At 45.7% G+C, this 20056-nt stretch carries 12 protein-coding genes; 6 read left to right on the forward strand and 6 right to left on the reverse strand.

Annotated elements, in window-relative coordinates; translation table 11 throughout:
- Positions 1-8 precede the first annotated feature (8 nt).
- The 6 genes from GFS24_RS00475 to GFS24_RS00500 all read right to left on the reverse strand — a co-directional run bounded on the left by GFS24_RS00475 (position 9) and on the right by GFS24_RS00500 (position 9165).
- Positions 9-1508 carry a PKD-like family lipoprotein gene (locus GFS24_RS00475; protein ID WP_153657608.1) on the reverse strand — a complete coding sequence of 500 codons (1500 nt, stop codon included), beginning with the start codon at positions 1506-1508 and terminating at the stop codon, positions 9-11.
- Between the two features lie 20 nt (positions 1509-1528).
- A complete protein-coding gene (locus tag GFS24_RS00480) occupies positions 1529-2227 on the reverse strand; it encodes a DUF4843 domain-containing protein (protein ID WP_153657609.1) in 699 nt (232 codons plus the stop codon).
- 18 nt (positions 2228-2245) lie between these two features.
- Positions 2246-3706 carry a RagB/SusD family nutrient uptake outer membrane protein gene (locus GFS24_RS00485; protein ID WP_153657610.1) on the reverse strand — a complete coding sequence of 487 codons (1461 nt, stop codon included), beginning with the start codon at positions 3704-3706 and terminating at the stop codon, positions 2246-2248.
- 11 nt (positions 3707-3717) lie between these two features.
- Complete coding sequence (locus GFS24_RS00490) at positions 3718-7080, reverse strand: SusC/RagA family TonB-linked outer membrane protein (RefSeq protein WP_153657611.1); 3363 nt, start codon at positions 7078-7080, stop codon at positions 3718-3720.
- A 248-nt stretch (positions 7081-7328) separates the two neighbouring features.
- A complete protein-coding gene (locus tag GFS24_RS00495) occupies positions 7329-8474 on the reverse strand; it encodes a FecR family protein (RefSeq protein ID WP_153657612.1) in 1146 nt (381 codons plus the stop codon).
- Positions 8475-8556: 82 nt separating this feature from the next.
- On the reverse strand, positions 8557-9165 hold the full coding sequence (locus GFS24_RS00500) for an RNA polymerase sigma factor (protein ID WP_153657613.1): 609 nt from the start codon (positions 9163-9165) through the stop codon (positions 8557-8559).
- Between the two features lie 144 nt (positions 9166-9309).
- Here GFS24_RS00500 and GFS24_RS00505 point away from each other — a divergent pair, with 144 nt between their 5' ends.
- The 6 genes from GFS24_RS00505 (at position 9310) to GFS24_RS00530 (ending at position 20050) form a co-directional block, all read left to right on the forward strand.
- A complete protein-coding gene (locus GFS24_RS00505) occupies positions 9310-11337 on the forward strand; it encodes a hypothetical protein (protein WP_153657614.1) in 2028 nt (675 codons plus the stop codon).
- Positions 11338-11664: 327 nt separating this feature from the next.
- Positions 11665-15036, forward strand: coding sequence for a SusC/RagA family TonB-linked outer membrane protein (locus GFS24_RS00510; RefSeq protein WP_153657615.1), 3372 nt, complete (start codon positions 11665-11667; stop codon positions 15034-15036).
- A gap of 54 nt (positions 15037-15090) precedes the next feature.
- On the forward strand, positions 15091-16779 hold the full coding sequence (locus tag GFS24_RS00515; protein ID WP_153657616.1) for a SusD/RagB family nutrient-binding outer membrane lipoprotein: 1689 nt from the start codon (positions 15091-15093) through the stop codon (positions 16777-16779).
- 86 nt (positions 16780-16865) lie between these two features.
- Positions 16866-17420 carry a redoxin domain-containing protein gene (locus GFS24_RS00520; RefSeq protein ID WP_153657617.1) on the forward strand — a complete coding sequence of 185 codons (555 nt, stop codon included), beginning with the start codon at positions 16866-16868 and terminating at the stop codon, positions 17418-17420.
- Between the two features lie 4 nt (positions 17421-17424).
- Complete coding sequence (locus tag GFS24_RS00525; RefSeq protein WP_153657618.1) at positions 17425-18711, forward strand: cytochrome c; 1287 nt, start codon at positions 17425-17427, stop codon at positions 18709-18711.
- 205 nt (positions 18712-18916) lie between these two features.
- Entirely contained in the window at positions 18917-20050 is a 1134-nt protein-coding gene (locus tag GFS24_RS00530; protein WP_253906369.1) for an ROK family protein, read from the forward strand.
- Positions 20051-20056 lie beyond the last annotated feature (6 nt).

A 20056-nucleotide genomic window follows, 5' to 3' on the forward strand; every position in this document is an offset into this window, starting at 1 on the left:
AATATGGATTAATTCGTTTTGCCACTCTTCACTGCAATATCTACTACTCTGCCCAGGCCGCTGAAACGGTGCAGTTCTTTACTCACACCTGCAATGATCTGCGCATTGGATACATCGAACAGCACAAAGGTGCCATCTTCCAATCCTACTGCCAGTGAGTTGGAATCATCGGCAGAAGTGATCACATTGATGCGGCTGGAGAACTGTGTATAGAGTTTAACGATACTTTCTGATTTCACATCATAGTAATACAACATTTCGTTGTTGGCGCCACCGGTGAAGAACAGGTAATCCCGGGTCTTTAAAGGTGCGTATAACGTAGATGTTGTGATGTACTGCCTGGCAGGGAAGAGTATCCTGCTTTTCGGTGTCAGCTTTTCAGCACCAACGTTGGAAATAGTATAGTTAAACGTCTGGTAATAGAGTTGCTGATCTGCAGGATTGCGAAGGATCATTGCAGCATCCATAGATGTGTTTATATCGTTGAAAGTGCCTCCCCATACATATTCCCAGTTACCAAGGTTCTGCAATGGAGAATAGTTGGCAGGATAAGGCGTGGTGGGCAATATCAGGGTATCGATGGTTACACCGCCATTGGTGACGAATACATTTGTACGCATCCGCAGTACCCGTTTGTTCAGCTTGTCATACATCATGGCAAAGGTGCTGGTACCGGAGAATGAATCCCAGATATCTGTTATCTTAATCCCACGGGGAATATTCACCGCTGAACTGATAAAAGGGACCGTATAAGGAAGTGCTCCGTTGAATGCACGGCTGTAGAGATCGCCATTGTTATTCACGAGGAAATCAGAGGTAGAGTAGAAGCCCATGTCTGTTGGGGTGAAGTTGGCAGGCACCCCACTGGTCCAGGCCTGTGTGTTTACCAGCATCTTTTTCATATTGGCAGCATCCAGTTCCACAGGCCCCTGTCCTCCGCGTTGGATCACAAACAGGCCACGGCCGCCTCTTACAGCAAAGTCCTTGATCTTAACCGGCCCGGCACCCAGCTCTGCGCCATTGTTATTTGTTTTATACAAGTCTGTATAATCAAAGTATTCACCATTGGTGATGCGCACATGGCCCAGTTCTGATTTGCCTTCTTTTTCATACAGCACGCCCCAGCCCTGTGTGAGCGGAGAACTTACAAAGATCCAGAAAACAGGTGCGGCGAAAGAAATACCACCGTTCTTTTCATCGATCATGTAATAGTTCACCGTACGGAGTCCCGCTACATTTCCTGCGAAAGCCAGTACGGAATCTGTGGAATACAATTTGCCGTCTATATACCATTCGTGGCCATAGGAGGTATTGTCCTCTGGTACCTTGTATTTCCGGTTAGGAATTACGCGGGTGGTATCTCCCAGGAAAGCATTGTATTGAGAGATAGGGATAGTAATGGCAACTTCTCTGCCGGTGCTATATTTATAATTACCAGTGTCTTTCAGGCAACCATTCAGGGCGGTTATGCAAAGAACACCAGCTATGATATTGATAAGATGTTTCATTGTGTTGATTGTTTGAGGGATCACCCGATTATCTTGACTGTTGAAAGCATATCTGTACCATCATCTTCCAGCACAGGCGTGCCTGCATCTTTCATCTGGATGAGGTAGTACTTAAACTCCAGCATGTAGCCGCGTTGTTCTCCGGGAGTCAGGCCAGAGAGGTCACCAATATTGGTTACCTCCATGAACTTCCTGAATTTCCGTTCCGTGTATTTGCCCAGGTAAGTCGTTTCCATAGCAGCATCCCACCAGGCTGGTTTGCTCACCATATCACTTATCTTGAAGATCCGGCGTACATAAGCGGTCTGACCAGCTTGTACACCATTGCCACCAGTGATACGAACAGCTACGAGCTGCATGTTTGTGGCCAGGTCTGGTTTGTTGATGATGGTAAGGAAAGCAGTATCAGTAGCCATGCCTTTGCGGAACACAAATTCCTGGGCAAGGTTATAATGGTCCGCTGACGCAGTAGTGGCAGTATCTATTTCAATCTTATAATGCAGGTCCTCAGTGGTCATCATACCCGTTAACTTCACCGGTAACTTCAGGATCACCTGGCCCTGGTTAGGGTAAAAGAAAAAGGAAAGGGATGCGGTATCCTGCTGTGCGTTTACGAATTGCACATAGCGCTCTCCGCTATAAGTGGGTATGTCCTGTTTTTTGCAGGCGCTCATGGCGGCCATCCATAAAACCAGGGCTGTGATATATCTTTTAGTCATGGTTGTTTTGTTTGCAGGTTAAAAATTGATTTCGCCATCCGGTAACGGTAATACAAAGCGGTTGTCTATTTCTATCCGTTTCGTACCGATCATCATAGGTCTCTTCAATCTTTTGTAGGCAAATATTGTCTGCCCTTCGGCGATGAACTCCTTGCGGTATTCATTAAACAGTTCCGTGTAAAATCCTTCGCGGGAGGCATCTGTGAAATTGGTGGTCTTGCCCCGTGCAATGCGGATCTCGTTCAGTATTTTCAGTGCATCGCTGGTACTGCCTTCTTCATACAGGCATTCGCTGTAGATATAATACATCTCCGAAAGGCGGACCACCGGCATGATAAAATTCTGTGGAATGATATTGTTGCCGGTAGTACCTGTTAGCTCAATCCATTTGTCGGATGAATTATCCGCAGCAATGATATTGGCCCTGTAGTCCCGCTCTGTAGGAGGGAACCAGGCAGGCACATCTGCAATCGCATACATGACACTGGGATTAGTGATCGTATTTTTGTAGGTCCTGATAGCGGGGGCGAGATTAGGATCGTATGCTGCAAAAAGAATATCGTCTGCCAGTTTTATATAGCGGTTCGGACCTTTGGAGTTCACTTCTGAAGTGAAAGCAAACCACTTGTTCCTGCCTGCGGGGCCGTATCCTCTGTACACAAACTCTGCTTCCTTCTTTGCATTCACACGATCTCCTGCGTAAAGATAAACACGTGCCATGAGCGCATGGATAGCCACAAAGTTCAGGCGGTTCATACGATAAGAGAAGAACAGGCCTCCATTGGCACTAACACTGCCGCTCAGCAAGGCATTCAAACCACCACTCATAGCGTTTTTGTTCAGGATAGTGTCGTTGGCGGACACCAGCTGCTGGGCGGTATCCAGGTCTGCCGTGATGCGCTGGATAATTTCTGTTGTAGATAAAGCAGGAGAGAAGCGGGTAGGGTACACTGACTGATAAGGCATGTATCTGCCTGCTCTGTCATTCAGGGGAGCCGGTGCAAACAGGCGCAGCATTTCAAAATGCATCAGCGCGCGTATGGCAATGGCTTCACCCAGTATCAGGTTCTTTTCTGTAAGCCCTTGCGGGAAGAAGGCGTCTTCTTTCCCTTTTACTTCTCCTATTATTTTATTGCAGTTAGCAATAACATTAAAGGAATTTGCCCAGATGCCGGAAATAACAGGCACGAGGGCAGAGTTGGTGAACGCCAGGTTGGTAACCTGCACATGTTCGTTCCTGATCTTGGTTACATTGTAATCCTGCCCCAATGCACTGTTCAGGCCCCAGGTAAGTTCTCTTCCATAAAGGTCACCGGTAGAGATCCCCTGGTAGAGACCATTCACGGCCGTTTTTACGCCATCTGCATCTCCAAAGATCTGTGTGTCGTTGGACTGTGCAGAGGGTTTTACATCCAGCCATTTATTACAGCCGGAAAATAATAACACACTCATCAAAGCCGGTAATATCGTACGTTTCATACTGTAATATTTTAGAATGTTACGTTTAAGGAGAAGTCAAATGTTCTGGCAAAAGGATAGCTCAGCCCTCTTTCCTGTTTCACACTGGATATAGTAGCCAGGTTATTGGTGCTCAGCTGCAGCTTCAGCAGATTGATATGGTATTGCCTTAACCAGTCCCTTTTAAAATTGTAGCCAAGGCTAAGAGAGTTAACGGTGAGTGCATTGTAATCCTGCATAAAACGGGAAGTTGGCAGGGTGGTCCAGGCAGCATCCGCAATATTCTTCAGCATGGTAACATCACCTGGTTTTATCCAGCGCTGGGTAAGTACCCGTTTGTCTGCATTCTTGTTATAGAGGTCTACATTCTCAACTTTGTTCACCAATGTATAATTGTATTCCTGTCCGCCATATTCATACATGAAAGAAGCAAAGAGGGTGAACTGCTTGTAACCTACGTTGAGGCCAAAAGCACCCTGGCCTTTGGGAGTAGGATCTCCTATTACTACCTGGTCTGCTGCGTTCCAATCGTAAGTGATGGTGCCATCAGGCCTCATAAATACCTCTTTACCGTCCATGGGGTTGATGCCCAGGGATTTCATGCCATACATGGCTGTGATGGACTGGCCTTCTACATATTTCACGTGAGGGGTGGAGAACCTGCCCTGGTTGCCGGGTTTGTTGCCAACACCATTTGTATAACCATTGTACTGGGCATTTACCAGGTCGTTGTATTTTTTCAGGGACTGGGAAACGTTCATCAGTGTGTTCCTGTTAGAGGCAAAGTTTCCGTACACGGCTACCAGCACATCTTTTTGATGGATGATCTCTGCTCTTACTGCCAGCTCTATACCACGGTTCTGTATCTTACCGATATTGTCTTTATAGGTTTTAAAACCAGATGATAACGGGAGGTCTACATCATTCACGAGATCGTTCGTCATCTTGTTATACAGATCCACATTCACCGTGATCCGGTCTTTCAGGAATCCCATGTCGAAGATCAGGTCGTAAGAATTTGTTTTTTCCCAGTTCAGGCCGGTGTTCCCTAAATAAATGAGGGAAGCGCCTACACCCGTTCTGTACCAGTTCGGAGAACGTTGATACATATCCTGGGCAGCATAGGGAGGAAAGTTGGTTTTGCCCAATTGCCCCATATTGGCAGTGATACGTGCGCGGCTGATGAAAGGATGATCTGCCAGGAAAGCATATTTATGCAGGTTGATACCGGCACCTACTGACCAGAAAGGAGCGTATTTCCTTTCCGTTCCGAACTGTGAAGATCCGTCCAGACGGGCAGATACATCTAACAGGTAAATATCTTTATAGGAATAGTTCAATGCCAGGAAAGAGCCGAACAGGCGGGTATGGTTATCGGAATATACCGGCTTTTCTTTTAGCTTGCTGGCGAAATTGGGAGTGTTCTGCGTACCGGAAGGGAAACCAGTATAGACCATAGCATCTCCATCCTGGGTCATTTCATTGGTGTTCAGACCGAGGGAGAAGTTGATGTTATGGTTGCCGATCGTATTCACATAATTGGTGAAGAGGTTAGTGTTGATGGTGATCACATCAGAACTGGTGAGTGCTAAAGAACCAATGTCTGTAAAATCGGTAGTAGCAGTGATTGCATACCGGCCGGAAGCAGGATCAACAAAATCCTTTGTATTGCTCATGGATTTAGATAATGCCAATTGACCGCGTAATTGCCAGTGCGGCATAATGTTCCAGTTCAGCGAGAGGTTGTTCGCTAATGTCTGATAACCGCTTTTGGAAAAGTTTTTGGTTTTCATCACTTCATACAGCGGGTTCACCAGGTTCAGCAGGGATGTTTCTCCACTATGCCAGGTGTTGGTATTCTTCTGAATGATGCCATTCTTATCCATCATTTCATCATAAGGCGCTTTTAAGGTATAGTCGCTGAAGTTGCCATATGGTGAGTTAACGGAGTTCACGATATCATACGTTACATCGTTGCGTACCTGGAATTTTTTACCACGGTAATCCAATGTGAAACCTGCGCCGGAACGTTCCCTGGAGGAACCTTTCATCACGCCGTTCTGTTTATCGTATTTCATCAGGAAACCAAAGCGTACCATGTCGCTACCGCCATCCACATACAGGGTATGTTTCTGGTTGAACTCATTCCGGAGTGGTTGTGCGATCCAGTCCGTATTCACACCTTTAGCCACCTGGTTACGTTTCTTGATGTATTCATCCAGCAGGGCAGAGGTAGTGCCGGTAGCAGGACTATAAACACCAGACAGTCTTTCCGCTTCCAGTTTTTCACTGGCGTTCATCAGGTTGTAATCAGAAAGGTCTGGTAAAGTGAGAGAAGTAACTACGTTATAGTTAACAGATAATTTACCCGGTGCAGGTGGCACTGTTTCAATCACGATCACACCATTCGCCGCGCGGGAACCATAGATAGCAGTAGCTGCAGCATCTTTCAGGATGGTGATGGATTTGATCCTGTTCGGATCATAGTCATATACTTTCTCTGCACCTACTTCATAACCATCCATGATAAAGATGGGCAGGTTGGGATTGTTCACCAGCGCAGCTGCAGAAACGCTGGATGCATCCAGTTCCTTTAAGCCAATGCCTGAACGGCCGCGGATATAAAAGTCGGGCACCGTATTAGGATCGGAGCCCATCAGGTTGTTTTTTTCAAGGCGGAAGGAGGGATCGAATACCTGTAGTATCTGCAACACGTTCCGGTTACCGACTTTTAATATCTGCTCCTGGTCTATACGAATGGCGTTACCCGTAAAACTTTCTTTACGTACCGGGTTGTAGCCCGTTACTACAAAATCTCCCAGTTTGGTGGGACTTAATTTAAGGGTCACGGTGATGTCCGTTGCAGTGCCTACTTTAACTTCCTGCAGCTGCATACCCACATAAGAAACAATGAGCACCTGGCCTGGTGTGGCATTAATGCTGAACCTTCCTTTATCATCGGAAGAAACGCCGGTATTGGTGCCTTTGATCATAATGCTTACACCTTGCAGTGGTTTGGCATCAGGCCCGTATACTGTACCCGTAACAGGTGCGGCGGCTTGCACAGGAGTGGCCGGCAACCATACATTATTACCTGGTGAGGTTTCCACAGAAATAACGATCGTGTTTTTCTCGATCGTAAAACTAAGGCGCTGACCTTGCAATACATTTTGCAGGAATACTTCCAGCGGCTGCTTTACAGCGCTCACCGTAACAGGCCGTGCATTTTTCAGCAAGGTCTTTTCAGAGATCACGAAAAAGCCGGTTTGCTTTTTGATCTCTTTAAATACATCCGTCAGCTGTACTTTTTCGCCGGAGTAAGTCACCTGCTGCGATACGCCCTTGGCGTATACACTCATCAGCCCGAGCGTTAGTAAGAATGTCGTTAATTTCATCACTCTCAGAATTTTGGTTGCATACCGCGAGCCCCGGGTATTTTGTACCACCGGGCTGGTAAAGGAACGGCATGTCAAGGCATGAGGAATCCGCCTACAAAGCGCAATTTTTTGCATACTTTTGCATTGATCTTGGTTAATAAATAAATTGTCCCACCAGGACTTTCCTGTTTAAAGGCCATTATTCAGCCGCTGCGGAAACCCACTTTCCATAGCGGCTTTTTTATGGCCTTTGTTTATTCTAAAGTTTACGGCATAACAACAAGCGTTTTTCCTTCTACCCGGAAATGCACATTCATCTTTTCCAGGATAGTAAGGCATTGAGAAAGGCTAAGCCCACGGCCCATTTCCCCTGAAAATACAATGTCTGGTATCTTACCTTCATACACTACCTGCACATCATACCAGCGCGCCAGCTGCCGCATTACTTCCGGCAGTGTTTTATCCTCGAAATTGAAGGCACCGTTCTTCCAGGCAACTACCTGATCTACATTCACATCCTTTACTACTTTCACAGCGCCATCCGTTGTTACACGGGCCTGCTGGCCTGGTTGCAAAATGGTCCCCTGTACCCGTACCCGTCCTTCCAGGAGGGTGGTTTCCAGTGCAGCTTCATCTGTATAGGCGTTCACATTGAAATGTGTACCCAGTACTTCTACTTTCGTTTGGTTATTGATTTGTACGATAAAAGGTTTGCCTGCATCCTGCGTTACTTCAAAGTAGGCTTCCCCCGTCACTTCCACATTCCTTTCCTTACCGGTGAAAGCCGTAGGGAAGCGTAAAGAAGAAACGGCATTCATCCACACCCTTGTGCCATCCGGCAGTGTGATCCGGAATTGCCCGCCACGAGGAGTGGTGAGGGTATTATAACTTACGGTTATGTTATCATCATGTGCATCATATAATAATTGACCGCCATGCTGGCGTACAGTGGCGCTTCCCTGTTGGAGCACCTGGTTGCCGCTGCTGTCCAGCGTTACCTTTGATCCGTCTGCGAGGGTGAGTATCGCTTTATCTGTGCCCGGTGCAATATCCTGCACAATTACAGGAACAGCGTTTTGCTTACTGCGTTGCTGCAGCATATATGTACCCGTTGCCAGTAATAATAGTACAGCGGCGGCCGCAGCTATCCGGTAACGGCGGAAAATGGAAACACGCGGTGTGGCAGCTTTCAACTTCCCTTCAATGATCCTGCGCCCTTCTTCCAGATCAAACTTTCGCAGCTGCTGTAATTCTTCTCCAATACGGCCTTCCGTATGCAGTTCATCCAGCAAAGCCTGGTTCTCTGGCGCAGCAGCCAGCCATTCCGCCAACACGGTTTCTTCTTCCCGGGAAAGTTCTCCCCTGAGCTGCTTATTAATAAGCTGGCTGATATAAAATGGCCTGTCCTGCATGTATACGTTGGGTTTATTTAATGGATTGATAACACTAGAACGACTACCGGAATGTTTTGTACCCGGCAGCCGGAAGATTTTTTTAAAATCTTTCGAGATACCACAAACAGGAGAAAAGAAGAAGGGAGGATAGATCGTCCCTGCCGGCAATGGCAAGGCGTAAAAGTTTCAGCCCGGCAGATTTATGATTCCGGACAGTTTGGTGGGCAATGCCCAGGTGGGCAGCGATGGCTTCGTTCTTCATCCCTTCAACAAGGGCGAGTTCCATGATTTCCCTGTACTTGTCCGGCAGCGCCTGGATGCTTTGGTTAATGGAGGCGAGCACTTCCGTCATAATGATCCGGCGTTCTATGCTCTCGTCCGTATATTCTGCCAGCAGGCCAAATTCAATATTACCTGCCGTGTGGCGCTTTTGTGTTTTAATATAGTCCAGGCAATTGTTGCGGACGATCGTATATAAAAAGGAACGGAGGGCAGCCATGGAAGGGAATTCCCTGCGCTGCTGCATGATCTTGAAGAAACAGTCTGCTGCCATGTCCTGGGCCACTGCGGCTTCCTGCGTTAGTTTTTCTGCGAAATAACAAAGCGGTTGGTAGAAGTTCCTGAAAATGATATCGAAGGCGCTGTTATCCCCCTCAGCCAGGCGCCTGAGCAATTCTTGTTCGTTGTCAGTTTCAGTATTATAATGCATTCAGAACATTCCGCCCCCAATTATGCGGTTTTATCTGCTAAATGTAGTTAAAAATTGAAGAAAGCGATAATCACCGTTATGAAGGGTAATAAAAAACAAAAGCCGATCTTTTATTATCTTGGAGAAACCCTTAAATAATTCCACATGCATCGACTCCGACTGCTGTTTATAGTAATGGTTGCATTCCACGCTAATGCACAGGTGCCCGTAGATCTTTCTGCATTCAATAAAAAAGGAGAAGCAAAAGCCGCAGTGAGCCGTGATCAGTTAACAGTTACATGGCCGGCAGGAGATGCCCGGCAGGGAAAGCTTGTTTTTAATCTTAACCGGGAGGGCGCTTTGTTGCGGAGTTTACAGTTAAATGCAACTGAACTGGCCCGGCAGCTGGATCCTGTTTTTCTGCTCACCACAGGTAAGAGAGATCTTGTATCACAGAATGGCTGGAACATTTTTTTCGATAAAACGAATAAGCTGCCAAGGCAAACTTTTACAGCGCAGCAGAACAGGAAGAAAGCAAGTGTGCTCAGTGTTGGCTCCCGTACAATAGTAAGGATAGGAGAGATCTCGGCAGGGCCATTCAGCGGTAACATAGAGATCACTATATATAATGGAAGTCCTTTGTTCAATGTGGCCGCAGTCATGTCTACTGCTGTTGATTCCACTGCTATCTTATATGATGCAGGATTGGTGAGTAAAGATAAAGTATGGGATAACATTGCCTGGTCAGATACGGAGGGCCGTATGCAATCCGCAACAGCTGTGGCAGACAGCAGTGTGAACCTGGCTGTAAAATACAGGACCATTATCGGGGAAAACAAACAAGGCAGCCTCGCAGTATTCCCTGCACCGCATCAATATTTTTATCCGCTGGATGAAGCGTTTAATTTGAAGTTCACCTGGTATGGAAAGGATTACCGGCAATCAGCTACAGGGTTTGGATTAGGGATCAGGCAGGATCCTATGGGCGATAACCGCTGGGTACCCTGGTTTAACGCACCGCCTAATACACAGCAACGCCTGAACTTCTTTTGCCTGCTGGATGCAAAGAATGCTACCGGCGCACTGGAAGCAGTGAAAAAGTTTACACACGGAGATACTTATGTGCCGCTGCCCGGATATAAGACCATGAGCAGCCATTTCCATAATGAGGTTGTGATGAACGAGATACTGAAGGGTAAACCCTTACCGGAAGATCCTGATTTTATGAAAGTATTCAGGAGTACTGGTATCAACATCGTTCACCTCGCGGAGTTTCACTACACGGCACATCCCAAAGGGCCGGATGCCCAGCGGTTGCTGGAACTGAAAACGCTGTTTGATATGTGTAAGCAATTCTCTAAAGATGGTTTTCTGTTACTGCCGGGAGAAGAACCCAATGAATTCTATGGTGGCCACTGGTTGAACTTCTTCCCTAAACCCGTGTACTGGATCATGTCCCGCAAGGGGGATGCGCCTTTTGTGGAAACGGATCCGCAATACGGAAAGGTATACCGGATAGGCAATAAAGAAGAGATGCTGAAGCTCCTGGAAGTGGAGAACGGCTTAGCCTGGACGGCTCATCCCAGGACAAAGGGTTCCACCGGTTTCCCGGATAAATACAGGCAGGAACCCTTCTTCACATCAGACCGCTTTTTTGGTGCGGCCTGGAAAGCAATGCCAGCCGACCTTTCTATAGACCGGTTAGGTATTCGTGTACTCGATCTGCTGGATGATATGGCCAACTGGGGAGGGAAAAAGCATGTGCTGGCGGAAGCGGACCTCTTTACCATTAAGCCGGAGAACGAAATGTATGCCCACCTGAACGTGAATTATCTCCAGTTAGATAAACTACCTGAATATGAAGACAGCTGGCAGCCCATCCTGGATGCCATGCAGCAGGGGAAATTCTTTGTAACAACCGGGGAGGTGCTGATCCCCTCCTGTAAACTGTCTCCTGATCATACTAAAATAACGATGAACATTAACTGGACGTTCCCCCTGAACCATGTAACTATCATTTCCGGAGATGGGGTCAAAGTATACAAGGAGCGGATCAGCCTGGATCAGACAAAAGCCTTTGGGCAGAAGGAATTTACCTTTAAACCCGACCTGAAGAACAGGAAATGGGTGAGGGTGGAGGTATGGGATGTGGCAGTAAACGGAGCATTTACCCAACCTATCTGGCTGGATTGACAAAAATAGCTTTAACAAATATTTCACTTTTAAGAGGCCTTCGGGCCTCTTTTTTTATGTGCTGAAGGCCCGGTTACAGCTGTTTGACCCCTTATTAACTTGTCTAGTAGTTTGTTAAAGACATGATAGGATTATAAAAAATAGATTGGACTTCTTATTTTTTTTCAAAAGTATTTCCTACTTTCGTAATCAATACCATGAAGTAGATCGGGATTTAACACAATTCTAACGTTTAATGATACTTGCCTTCCTCAACCAGAGGCAATGATTCCAGGACAAATTATCTGAGAAGTTTTTATTTATAGTCAAACCAAAATTCTAATTGCAATGCGAACATCTCATGCATTTCTAATGCTGACGTTGCTGCTATTCAGCGCCACGTCCTCCCTGCTAGCGCAACAAAAACAAACTATCACCGGTACTGTCACGGACAGTAAGGGTGGGATAGTTATTGGCGTTACGGTGCTGGAAAAGGGAACCAGGAACGCCACATTTTCGGACGCTAACGGGTTCTACCGTTTGTCTGTGGCACCTTCTGCCACACTTGTTTTTACCTACGTTGGGTTTGCAAAGAAAGAAGTTGCTGTAGGTGCAAACACATCTATTGATGTAACGATGCAGGAAGATTCCAGGAGTTTAAATGAAGTAGTGGTTACAGGGTTTGGTGAAAGCCGGGCTAAAAGGAACTTAGGGTACGCTGTTACACAGGTTTCCGGTGATGATATCCGGAAGACCGCAGCGGTGAACCCTATTGCTGCTTTACAAGGTATGGTAGCAGGTTTGCAGGTTTCTCCAAACGTGGGTGGTCCGCAGGCTTCTGTAAGATTTCAGATCAGGGGTAGTGCCAGCCTGGACCCGTATAAAAACACACCGCTGATAGTAGTGGATGATATTGTGATGGACGATAATGTGGTATTGCCTAACCGCGGTGGTGAACAGGATTTTGGTAACATTTTGAAAGACATCAACCCGGATGATATTGAGTCCATCTCTGTACTGAAAGGTGGTGCCGTTACTGCGTTATATGGTAGCAAAGCTTCCAATGGCGTGATCCTGATCAGAACAAAAAAAGGTTTTTCTCAGAAAGGATTGGGTGTTTCTTTCTCCCATTCTATGATGTTTGAGCGCGCTTATAAAACAGTAGACCTGCAAAATCGTTTTGGAGGAGGTATCCATGGCAATGACTGGAATAAAGGCCTGAACGATACTTTGGAGGTTGATCCCACCTATTATTATTACGGTTTTGGTCCTGAAATGAAAGGCCAGATGTTTAAAGATTTCTCTGGTAAATACCGTGCTAATACAACAGGTTACAACGATGTGCTGGACCTGTATGAAACCGGTATTAACCGTAATACGAATATTGGAATTTCCGGCGGTAATGATAAAACTACTTTCCGTTTTTCTTACTCTAATCTCGGCGCAAAGTCTGCCACGCCTAACAATGGTCTGGACAGAAATAGCTTCAGCTTCAGGGGTACACACCGTCCTGGTAAAGGCGTGTTGCTGGATGTGAATACTTCCTATACAACGAGTGTAACCAAAAACCCTGCTTTTCAGGGTGGCAATTCACTTTTGTATGCCACCAGCTACGGCGTACCAAGGAACTATGATATAAATTATTGGAGAAGTAATTATGTGGATACCACTGTAGGTGGTTATACAAACAGGGATATCTCAGATGCTTCCAACGCTTTCTGGGCCCTTGAGCAGAATGCATATGAGCAAAGGGAAAATAGTCTGAGAGCAGGTTTGAACCTGAGAGCTGACCTTACTCCATGGCTTCGTTTTGAAGGAAGTACATCCCTCAGCACATTTGGAACAGATTATACTGCTAAAGTAAGAGGTAAAGATGCAGGTTTTAATGGTGGTGATTATACAACCAGTAATATATCCGTTAAACAATACCGCCACAGGGGCAGTTTGAATTTTATAAAGAAATTAGGTGTTATTGACCTGTTGGTACAAGGTGGTGGTGAATTCAATCAGTCTAAACAAAGTGGTCTTTGGTCCAGCGCGAATGGTTTGGTTACGCCTGATCTTTTCCGTCTTATCAACTCAAGGGACAGACCGGAAACCAGGGAAGAAAAAGAGAAGGAATTACAAACAGGTTCTTTGTTCTTTCAAAGCAGCATCGGATTCAGGGATTACCTGACATTGAACCTTTATGGCCGTAATGACTGGAACAGTTCGCTTGTATACCCTGATGGGCATGGCGATTATTCCTACTTCTATCCTGGTGCGGACCTGGCTTTTGTGTTCACCGATCTGTTCAAGTTACCCAAAGCCGTTGATTTTGGTAAACTGCGTCTTTCTTATGTAGAAGCGGGTGGTGGTACAGATGCATACAATACCAGTACAGGTTCCTATACATCTGCCGGCGTTTATACAGATGCCAGTGGCGCGAGTATCCTCAGGTATGGTTTCACATCAGGTACATTGGGAAATCCAAACCTTGTACCTGTACGTAACGCAAAGATGGAGGCCGGTTTAGAATTTAAGATGTTCTCCAACAGGCTTGGTGGTGATGTTACCGTATACAGGCAGGATTCAAAGAATCAGATCCAGGCATTTTTAACCCCTCCGGAATCAGGTGCTTCAAAAGCACTGGTGAATGGTGGAAAGGTGCGGAACCAGGGTATAGAGATCTCACTGTTCGGAACACCTGTTAAAACAACGAATTTCTCATGGGACGTTCTCTTTAACTATACACGCAACAGAAATACGATCGTTAGTTTAGCATTAGGTGCCAAGTTTGCAATGCTGGATGAAGGAGATAACATCTATTCAGTAGGTCAGCCGGGCGGAGAGTATGGTGCTATCCGTGCTCCTTATGCTTATGCTTCTTATCAGGCAAAAGATGGTAGCGGCAACAATACAAGCAGCCCATTGAACGGTTTGCCGGTAGTAGGTTTCGATGCAGCAGGTGGCAGATTGGGTGATCCGGTAGTTTATTACCTGAGAGCCGGTAGCTATAATGGTTTAATGGGTGGTACTACTGATCCTGTGATCGGTTCCACGCTTCCTAAATTCCTGGGTAGCCTCCGTAATACTTTTAACTATAAAAGACTTGCCCTTAGTGTATTCCTGGATAGTAAGATCGGTGGGGATGTTTATTCTACTACACTGGCATTTGGCTCACAGTATGGTATGATAAACAGAACATTACCCGGGCGTACTACAGATCTGGGCGGTTTGAAATATACCAGCAAATCCAACTACAATGGTCAGGCTCCTGGAGATCGCTTCGACGGTATTGTGCCACAAGGTGTATTTGCAGCAGGCACAGTGATACCTGCTAATGTGAGCGGAGATGGTGTGCAACATGATGTTGGTGGTATGACGGTAGCGGAGGCATTAGAGAAAAAATTCATCAAGCCTAACCCTGCTCCTGATTATTATGACCGTACTTATGGATGGCAGTTCGGTATCAGACAAGCCAGTATGTTTGAATCTTCATGGGTATCTGTACGTGAAATATCACTGACTTATGACCTGCCTCAGGGTATTGCTAATAAATTGAAACTGAATAATCTCAGGGCCTCCGTGATAGGTCGTAACCTCTTCTTCCTGTATAACAGCGCTCCTGACGGTGTGAACCCGGATAACCTGAGTTCTACCAGCAGCGGTGCATTTATTGAGAATGGTGGTACGCCTTATTTCAGACAATTTGGATTTTCTCTGAATACAAACTTCTAAGAAGGTATTTCAGCGTATAGAAATTATAACAATCAGAATATTTAAAATATTTTTATGAGGAAGACATTATTACAAGCCGGTTGCCTGCTGGCGCTTTTGGCAACTTCCTGTAGCCGTGATAAGTTTGCGGAAGTGAACTCTGATCCGGACGTAGTGCAGGTAGACAGGGTAGATCCCAAAGCGGTTTTCCCTACTGCACCCATTGCCATACATGCAAATGACTTTGAAGCGTATTATGATATTCACCGTAACATGGAATACTGGATCGGTGCCTGGGTGCCAATTGGCGGCAATGGGGTTATTATCACGCGCTTCAGAACACCTGTTTCTGCTTCCACCTTCCCTTACAGGTATGAAAACCTGTATACAAGGGAATCAATAGGTGCTGGTGGTTCCATGCGGGAGATGAGGAATATCATTGATAAAATGCCTCCGGCAGAAGGCGCAAAGTATCAGCATATGCGGGCTATCACCTACATCCCTGCCGCACTTGCCGCCTTTAATGTAACAGATATCATGGGGAGCATCGCTTACTCTGAAGCTTTTCAGGCAAGATATGCTGAGCCGCCGATATTCAAGCCAAAGTATGATACCCAGGAAGCACTGTATGATACTTTGAATAACCAATTGAAAGCAAGTGTAGCCGAATTGAAGAAGACGGGTGTTGAGCAGGAAGTTTTAGGTGCAAGTGACCTGTGGTTCCGTGGTGTTGGTACAGAAGCCACTAATTGGATAATGGCAGCAAATTCTTTTAGAATGCGCATTGCTATGCGTATGCTGAAGAGAAAACCGGCAGCAGCAAAAGCCATTATTGATGAAGTATTGGCAGATAATGTGGGCCCTATTAACGCCAGGGAATTCAACTGGAATTTCAAAGGTGGCCCTAACGTAGCCAACGGTGGTAACTATAACCTGGCAGCAGGTATTTCCGGTCAGAAAGCAGCGGTGGATTTTATGTATAAAACTACAGATCCCCGCATGAGGAACATATATGCCAAGGTAGCTTTAACCCAGGCAGACTTTAATACTTACAAGGCTAACGGTACTATCGCAGCTACTGAAGTATACCAGGAATATCGCGGCCGGCCTACCAGCCCTGATGCCGTAGGAGAAGCAGACAAGCGATTCTATTTCAATTACATTTTTGGTACTACCGCTTATGTGTCTTACATCAATCAGGGTATGTTCAATGCTTCTGTATCCGTTGGTCTGGTGAATTTCCCTGTGATCACTTATGCAGATGTTTGCTTCATGAGAGCAGAACTGGCAGCAAGAGGTGTTACTGGAGAAGCAGCTGCTGATTGGTATTACAAAGGTATCGAAGCATCTATAGCTGATTATGATGAATGGGGCAAAGATGCAAAGGTACCAGGTTACACCGCTTTCACACCAGCAGAAGTTACTGCTTATAAAAACCAGGCGGATATCGTGTACAATCCTGCAAAAGGCATTGAACAGATCTGTATCCAACAGTACTTCAACTTCTGGAGAAACCCTAATGAGATGTGGGCTGTGATCAAGAGAACAGGTTTCCCCAGCCAGACCGGTGTGGTTTTCCAGGCTGAAAAGATCAGATCTGGTGGCATAGAAGCGATCATGCCAAGAAGATGGAGCTTATTCGTTCCACCTATCTCTGATCTCAACTACGATAACAGAAAAGCATCTGTCTTAGCCATGCAGGCAGATCCTGAACTGGGTGATCTTTCTGATATCACAGGAAGAGTTTGGTGGGATAAAAAATAGTTGATTATCTTATACAGTGAATTCAGATCAATTGGGATCTGAATTCACTGTATCTAAAATAAGAAAGCCATAATAAATTGTTGTCCATGAAGCCTCTTTTGGTTATTTGCGGCTGCCTGTTCTTTCTAACATTAAATGCACAACAGCCAGTTAAAATAAAGGCGATTGAAGGAGCATCCCTTCCCTTATCTGGTATCAATAAAAAATTGACCGCCATTGTATTCCTTTCACCGGATTGCCCCCTGAGCCAGAATTATACCCTGGTTTTAAATGATATTCAAAAAAGCAAAAAAGATCTCCTGCAGATCGTAGGCGTTCTCCCGAACGCAGGTTATTACAGTGAACATGAAATAGTTTCTTTTAAGAAAAAATATGCCATCGACTTTGCGCTGCTGCGCGATAAAAATGAGGCACTTGTAAGTTATACCCATGCCACCATCACACCTGAAGTTTTTTTATATGACAGTAAAGGTGTTCTTTTGTACAAAGGGGCCATTGACGACTGGGCCATCAGCTTAGGCAAAAAGAAACGGCAGGCAGAGCAGCATTACCTCCGTAATGCGATTGATAATTATTTACAGCATAAAGAAGTTAACCCTTCTCAAACAAAAGCAGTAGGATGCTTTATCAGTAATAAATGACCCTATGCGCAGATCATTATTCATCATATTATTCACCTGTGCATCGGTAAGCCTTAGAGGGCAAACTTTCCATGATATAGAGCCGATACTGCTAACGAAGTGTTCCGGTTGCCATAAGCCGGGAGAAGCAGGCCCTTTCCCGCTTTTGAAATATGAGGATTTTACCAAACGGCTTAATTTCATCAAAGAAGTAGTGTCTACAGGTTATATGCCCCCATGGCGGGCAGATACGCTGTATTCCTGTTTTGCCAATCAACGCGGGCTTACTGCAGAAGAGAAAACGAAGATCCTGGCATGGATAGATAATAAAGCGCCGAAAGGGAAAGCATCCAAAGATAAGCCGGTAACGAATACTGCCGCTAATAAACGGGCACCGGACCTGGTATTGAAATATCCGGCATCCTTTCTCGTAAAAGGAAATAACAAGGAGCGGTTCATAGAGTTCAAGGTACCTTTTGAATTACCGGCAGAAAAAAGTATAGAGGCGGTGGAGTTTGTGACCAACAACAGGAAAATAATACATCATATCAATTACGGGTTCTACAACGTACCTGATAATGCTATTGATGTGCATGCAGGGACCAATATCATAAATACAGATGAAGAGATCGAAAAAAGGGGAGCCTTTGACCACTATAAACAACAAATGGTTTACTATACCGGATGGATCCCCGGCTCTTCAACTGAATATTATCCCAACGAGTTTGGCTGGACGCTTCCACGCAGGGGGGTAGTGATATTCACCACGCATTATGCGGCCATCGCAGCAGATGAAGAATCTGTAATAGGCGTGAACCTGTATTTCAAAGACGCACCCATAAAAAGACCGGTACGCATCATCAGCCTTGGTTCCGGCGGAGTAGGAGAGCGGGACATTGATCCCATTTTCATGATCCCACCAAACGAAGAAAGGACCTTCACTTTAAAAATGAAAACACCCGAAGAGCAATCTCTTCTATACGTTTGGCCACACATGCACTTTTTAGGCAAATCTTTTGAAGCATATGTAGTGACGCCCGCCGGCGATACCATCCGTTTGATCAATATACCACAATGGGACTTCCGCTGGCAGGAACTGTACCGGTTCAAAAAGCCGGTCAGGATCCCCCGGGGCTCCATCATTTATATGAAAGGAACTTACGACAATACGAAGAACAATCCGCTGAATCCGAATAACCCGCCGAAATTCGTTTTCTCGAGGGGAAGCATGAAATCGGAGGATGAGATGTTCACCCTGCTGCTGATCTACGCACAGTATCAGGCAGGAGATGAACTGATGGAACTAGAATAGATGAGTGAAAATTTAATAGTGTTAAAATTTTGATCGTGTTTGCATTTGGAGATATTTAATTGTTTTTTTGCCAGAACATAATGTGTTTTTTATAAACAATGTATAGCGATTCGTGCATATGGTAAATAAAAATTATTATAAGACACTGGCCTTAAGAGAATTTTATTTTTCAGGTAAACTTTCATCTACTGATCTGAGTGAACGAATGGGAAAGAGCATCCCCCATGTGATGAAGGTGATCGATGACCTGATAGTAGATGGCTCCATTGCGGAGTCCGGCTATGCTCCTTCCAGTGGTGGGAGGCGCCCGGTTATCTATGCCCTGCGCCCCGATGCCATTTATATATTATCTGTGTCCATGGACCAGATGTTTACCCGCATCACCTTAATGGATATTGAAAATAAGGCCGTTACACCTGTGAAGGAATTTGAACTCCCGCTCAACAACAATCCGGAGGCCGTTGTAAGGCTGGCGGAAAAAATGGCGGAAGTGATCAAAGAATCTGGTGTGGACAAGAAAAAGATCGTGGGTGCCGGCATCGGTATGCCGGGTTTTGTAGATTTTAAAAACGGGATCAATTACTCTTTCCTGCATGCCGGGAACAAGACCCTTACGGAATACCTGACGGATGAACTGAATATGCCTGTATACATTGATAATGACTCCAGTCTCATAGCCCTGGCGGAATTCCATTTCGGAGCTGCCCGGCAGAAGAAGAATGCGGTGGTGGTGAACATAGGATGGGGGATAGGATTGGGTATGATATTGAATGGCGAATTGTTCAGAGGGCATGATGGATTTGCAGGAGAGTTCAGCCATATCCCCATTTTCGATAACAATAAATTGTGCAGTTGCGGTAAAAGCGGATGCCTTGAAACAGAGGCTTCCCTGCTGGTGGTGATTGAAAAAGCAGCACAGGGTTTGCAATCCGGCAGCATTTCAGCGCTGGGAAGCAAATTCCCGAGCGGCCATCCGGAAACGGATTGGGAAGCAATTGTACGGGCCATTCACAAGGGAGACCGTTTTGTGATAGAACTGTTATCACACACCGGTTATGATATCGGGAAAGCGGTGGCCATCCTTATTCACCTGATGAACCCGGAATGTGTGGTGTTAAGCGGCCGTGGTACTTTAGCGGGCAAGGTATGGGAAGCACCTGTGCAGCAGGCCCTGAATGAACATACTATCCCACGGCTGGCGGCTAATACCAAACTCGCCATTTCAACATTAGGTTATCACGCCGAGTTGATCGGCGCGGTGGCACTGGTGATGGAAAATAAAGTAAAAGAATACAAGACTAATCGTAAAAAAATAAAGGTGAAAGAATTTTCTGAGTAGATCACC

This window comes from Chitinophaga sp. SYP-B3965 (assembly GCF_009647655.1).
In the GTDB taxonomy this organism is placed as follows: Bacteria; Bacteroidota; Bacteroidia; order Chitinophagales; family Chitinophagaceae; genus Chitinophaga.